The sequence below is a fragment of the Vibrio sp. YT-16 genome, assembly GCF_033337405.1.
Taxonomy (GTDB): domain Bacteria; phylum Pseudomonadota; class Gammaproteobacteria; order Enterobacterales; family Vibrionaceae; genus Vibrio; species Vibrio alginolyticus.
The window spans coordinates 1-1206 of record NZ_JAWOQQ010000109.1; the positions used below are offsets into that span (position 1 = coordinate 1).

A 1206-nucleotide genomic window follows, 5' to 3' on the forward strand; every position below is an offset into this window, starting at 1 on the left:
TGTATTAGTTCCGACTAGATCTGACACTTCAAGTTGAAAAGAAGAGAGTTACCCACTTTGATTAAAGGTGCTGAATCCGTAATCAAAGACAATAAGAGGTAACTCTCATGCTTCATACTAGCAATCCAATCATCAAACACAAAGCTGGCCTTCTCAATCTTGCAGAAGAACTCGGCAATGTATCAAAAGCCTGTAAGGTCATGGGTGTATCAAGAGACACTTTCTACCGTTATCAAGAGTTAGTCGAAACTGGCGGTATTGATGCTCTAATTAATCAAAGTCGAAGAACACCAAACCTGAAGAATCGTGTCGATAGTGAAACTGAGCAAGCCGTTCTCAAGTACGCCATCGACTTCCCAGCTCACGGGCAAGTTAGAACAAGCAACGAACTACGTAAACTCGGTGTATTTATCTCTCCAAGTGGCGTTCGCTCAATCTGGCTTCGTAATGACTTAGAAAACTTCAAAAAGCGCCTTATTGCCCTAGAAAAACAGGTCGCTGAGAATGGTATCATTCTAACGGACGAGCAAGTTGCAGCCCTTGAGCGCAAGAAACATGATGATGAGGCTTGTGGTGAGATAGAAACAGCGCACCCAGGCTATCTCGGTTCTCAAGACACGTTTTATGTTGGCAACCTTAAAGGTGTTGGACGCATCTATCAGCAAACGTTCGTTGATACCTACAGCAAAGTCGCCTTCGCTAAGCTCTATACGACAAAAACACCAATCACCGCGGCGGACATGTTGAACGATAAGGTTCTACCGTTCTTCGAAGCGCACGAGTTGCCAATGCTACGAATCTTGACTGACCGAGGTACCGAATACTGTGGCCGTGTTGAACAGCACGATTACCAACTCTATCTTGCCATCAATGATATCGACCACACGAAAACTAAAGCGATGTCGCCACAGACAAATGGTATCTGCGAGCGCTTCCACAAGACCATATTGAATGAGTTCTACCAAGTAACGTTCAGAAAGAAACTGTATGGCTCAATGGGAGAATTACAGAAAGATCTGGACGAATGGATAGACTACTACAACAATCATCGTACTCATCAAGGAAAAATGTGCTGCGGCAGAACGCCAATAGAAACATTAGAGGATGGGAAATCAATCTGGGCTGAAAAGAATCTAGCCCAGATATAATCTGACAGGCACCGAGTCGAAAAGTGGGTAACTGTCAGATCAGGTCTGAATTAGTACA

The 1206-nt window shown here is 44.1% G+C and carries 1 protein-coding gene; it reads left to right on the forward strand.

The window, feature by feature from the left end; translation table 11 throughout:
• Nucleotides 1-107 precede the first annotated feature (107 nt).
• The gene (locus tag R7F07_RS25080; protein WP_213916302.1) at nucleotides 108-1148 is read left to right on the forward strand and encodes an IS481 family transposase; all 1041 of its coding nucleotides are present in this window, start codon (nucleotides 108-110) and stop codon (nucleotides 1146-1148) included.
• Nucleotides 1149-1206 lie beyond the last annotated feature (58 nt).